Origin of the sequence: Chryseobacterium indologenes (assembly GCF_001295265.1) — a bacterium.
GTDB lineage: Bacteria > Bacteroidota > Bacteroidia > Flavobacteriales > Weeksellaceae > Chryseobacterium > Chryseobacterium indologenes_A.
Window position 1 is genome coordinate 1 of the sequence record NZ_LJOD01000034.1, and the last position, 4417, is coordinate 4417.

2 protein-coding genes are annotated in these 4417 nt (G+C 42.0%); both read left to right on the plus strand.

The annotated features are described in order from the left end of the window. Window positions 1-1068 (plus strand): T9SS type A sorting domain-containing protein (locus AOB46_RS22355; RefSeq protein WP_062703580.1); only part of this gene is annotated, 1068 nt, incomplete at its 5' end. Window positions 1069-1077: 9 nt separating this feature from the next. Continuing rightward, complete coding sequence (locus AOB46_RS22360) at window positions 1078-4362, plus strand: hypothetical protein (RefSeq protein ID WP_062703582.1); 3285 nt, start codon at window positions 1078-1080, stop codon at window positions 4360-4362. Window positions 4363-4417 lie beyond the last annotated feature (55 nt).

Consider the following 4417-nt stretch of genomic DNA (forward strand, 5'->3'; position numbering starts at 1 on the left):
GTTGTTCAGACCACCGATTTGGGATTCTTTGTGGCCGGTAATATTCAGAACTCTTCCAAAGGGTATGGCTCTAAAGATGCCTGGATCATCCGTCTGGACAAAAACGGTAAAGAGCTTTCGCAGCTTATTTTAGGTGGAAAAGGTTTAGATGAAGTTGAGAAAATGATCCCTACGAAAGATGGCGGCGCTTTACTAGGGATCTATTCAAGAAGCTCCGTTGGAGGAACCAAGAAAACCGAAAACTCAGGAGAAGGTGACTACTGGATGGTCAAGCTTGATAAAAACGGAAAAGTAGAATGGGAAAAAAACTACGGAGGGAAAGGTGATGATCATCTCAGAACTATGGCTTTAACCTCTACCGGTTACCTTATTGGCGGAGAATCCAGATCCGAGAGATCAGGCAATAAAACCGTAGGCATCGAAGAAGGAACCGACTTATGGCTTGTTGCTCTAAACGAAAGAGGCGAAGAACAGTGGCAGAAATCCTACAACTTTAAAAACCGGGATATCCTAATGGGGATGAGTGTGATTCATTCTGCAGATGATAAAACTTCCAAAGGAATATTGCTCGGCGGTTATACCCAGGCAGAAGGACGGATAGAAAAAGATGACGAAACGTTCTGGATGCTGTACCTGGATCAGGAAGGTAATGAACAGTGGAGAAAACACATCACGGGAGAGAACCGAAAGAAAGAAGAAAGGCTTTCAGATATAAAGTTAAACAGAGACGGTTCCATTATTCTTGCCGGAACCAGTGCAGAAGAGCTCGGAAAAGAGAACTGGAAGATTGTGAAGCTTGGGGACAGCCAGATTGATAAGCTGATTCAGAAACAGGACATCAAAATCTACCCGAATCCAGTCTCCGATTATGCCTATGTAGAAATAGGTATGGATTTCAAAGAAGCCGATATCCTTGTATATGATATGGGAGGAAGACAGCTTCAGAGTGTAAAAACGAAGAATAAAGTCACTAAAATTAATACCCAGCCACTGGTTCAGGGCGCTTACCTGGTAGTGATTAAAACCGATACGAATCAAACAGCCAATGCAAAACTGATAAAAAAATAAAAACTGATTATGAAGAAAACGAATTATATGAAAGCCTTGGGCCTGGTCCCTGTTTTTTTAGGGGCACTGGTCTACGGACAGGCAGGCATAGGCCAGTCAACAGGATCGGCGCCTAAACATATCCTGTCATTCCCGACAAGTCCCGATGCCTATTCATTTGGCAAAGTAGACAATATCCCTGTGGATTACTTCAAAGGGCAGGTAAATATTGATATTCCTATCTACACCATCCAGATAGATGGTTTGAGTATCCCCATCAGCTTAAAATACAACACAGGAGGAGTTAAGCAAAATGAAATTGCAAGTTCCGTCGGCCTGGGGTGGTCGCTGAGCATTCCCAACAGGGTAATGAAATCTATTGAAGGAATGGATGATGAAAAAGCCGGGATTTATTTTAAAAACTATACAGAAGCCAATAATTATTATTCCAACAGTCCTTATGATCTGAGCGATACAGCCAGTGATCTGTTTTATAATAACCTCATAGATTCCAAGCCGGACCTGTACAGCTATTCTTTACCGGGAGCCGGTGGCAGCTTTATTGTCAATGGAGGGAAAGGCTATACCATTCCTCATGAAGACCTGAAAATTTCGGCAGATATCTCTTCCATCAATGTTACCGATAACAGAGGAAATGCCTTTACATTGAGCCCTAAAAATATGGTGATGTCACGTCGCATCGGAAGCTTTGCAGAAACCTCCAGCAATCTTTATCTGCTGGATAACCTGAAGACCTATAAAAACAATACGGTCAGCTTTGAGTACAATAAAAACCAAGGCTATATTGAAAAGACAAAATACGAGACGAAGAACCTGCTGAAGCATGTGGTTATTCCCTATTATGTCTACGAAGACGGGTTTATGGAAGAAAATCCGCCCAGCGTTCAGAGTACAGAAAATAATTCAGAACAGCTAATTTCCAAGATTACGTTCCAGGATGGAGAAGTTAATTTCCTATACAGCGGAGACCAGGGAGAAATGACCACTGATGACAGCCAGTTCCGTAAAGACCTGAACTCCAATACCGGGGCTGTAGCCTTGAAAAGGATCATCGTAAAAAATAAGGCCGGGAAGATTATCCGGGATTTCTCCTTTATATACAGCTATTTTGAATCCGACAGCAATGTAAAAACCCATGTAGATTACCGCTTAAAGCTGCACAGGGTAAAAAATAACCTGGAGAACAACTTTTATGAATTCACCTATAATGACGGCTATGCCCTTCCGCCAAGAAACGGGAATAGTGATGATTACTGGGGGTATTTTAATTCTACCATGGTCTCCAATACCAGTATTCCAAGGTATGTAGACGGGATTTCGGCTTATTCAATCAGTAATATTCCGACGGGAAGGGACCGGTATACCAATTCGCTTTACGCTCAAATGGGAGTTCTGACAAAAATAAAATATCCTACAGGAGGAGAGAGAAAATTAGAATACGAAAGCAACTCTGTAGTGACCACTTCTGTAGGAATATTCCCTCAGATCAGCTATGTCGCCTCTCTGCACAGTCACTATATGGATGTTGAGAACCCTGCAAATCAGTACTTCGAAACGAAGGAGATGTTCCATACTTTCACTCCTGCTGATTTTCAGGATAAGATGAATGTTAAAATCACAGTAGGCTTTGCCAATGGATGTTATAATGGTATTAATGATACAAGCGGTTTTCCTCCTGTCGGGCTGGATCCTGATTATGAGGGGCCGGTGGGCCACTGTTCCGGCAGTTGGTCTGCGCCAGGACAGGGTAAGACAATGACCCGAAACGGGGTTCAGTATGATATCATTCCGACATTCGCGCCTATTAAGCTCACATTGAGAAGAATTAATGAATGCAGCTGTAATGTAGGTATTAAAATGACGTATGATAAGGTGATTACCAACACTACAGAAAAACAGGTCGGAGGATTAAGAATCAAAAAGATTGAAGATGTGGATGCCTCCAATGTAAGCAATACCAGAAGGTTCTTATATAATTCCTCAGGGGCATTACGCAGGAAATTCCATTTCAGCAGTCCTTTTTACAGGATCCTGAGACCAGATCCGGCGATACCTGATATGGTAGGAAATGATGTCATCGTTGAAAACTTTAGAATTTCATCCTCCGGAAACTCGTATATCAGCTATAACTCTTCTGATATTGTGACTTATTCCAAAGTAACAGAACAGAATGACCTGGGAGAAGTAGACCATTTCTTTACCAATGCTTCTGAAGGGGAAACCAGCATCTTTGCCATGAATTCTGACCCTTACAATGAATGGAAAATGGGGCTTCCCATTAAAACAGTGATCAGAAAAGGCTCCGAAATTTTAAAGGAACAATCCAGTACCTATGCCTTCAGCAATATAAAGAACAGCCTTTCAGGATATGTTCCGGAAACTGCTGATGAGATTGCTTTTGGGGCGGATTTTGATATCGTAAAGTTTCATTCACATGCTCCTAATTTTACAGTACCGGCTCTGCAACTGTTTAATTACAACCCGATAAAAATTTATGGAGGTAAGGTTGAATTAAAGCAGACCCGGGAAAAGGAATACTTCCAGAACAATAAAACCATAGAAACGGTAACGGATTACAATTATTCAGATACAGATATCAACAGCCCGATCAATCTGATATCGCAGAAAACGCAGATGGCAGATGGTACAATCCAGGAAAGCATCTATAAATATGCCTATGAAAAAGGAAATCAGCGCCTTATTACAGCGAACCAGATCAGCACTCCTCTGGAAACTGAAATGAAGAAAAACAACAAAACCGTTTCCAGGGCGCAAACCTTGTATAATGATCCTTCCCATTTATTTCCAAGCTCTGTACAGTCACTGGATATTCAAAGTAATACTTTAGCGACAGATGCAAGCTACGATCTTTATGATGCCAAAGGAAATCCGTTACAGTACACCACGAAAGACGGCATTTCCACCACCATCATCTGGGGATACAACAGCACTCAGCCTATTGCTAAAATAGAAGGGGTGAAATTACAAGAGATTCCCCAAAACCTGATCGACAGTATTGTAAATGCATCCAATACTGATGCCCAGACAGGCTCTGAAGCCACCCAGACAGCATTAATGTCTGCATTGGACAGTTTCAGAGTTCAATTCGCATTAACCGGCTATCAGATTACCACTTACAGCTACGATCCATTAATCGGGGTGAAAAGCATCACGCCACCGTCAGGAATCCGGGAAGTATACCTGTATGACACGGCAAACAGGCTGAAAGAAGTAAGAGAGCACAGCGCGAGCGGCAGAATCATCAAAGAATACCAATACCACTATAAAAACTAATAACGATGAAAAAATATATTATCCCGATAGGCACATTGCTGCTCTCAGGTCTGGT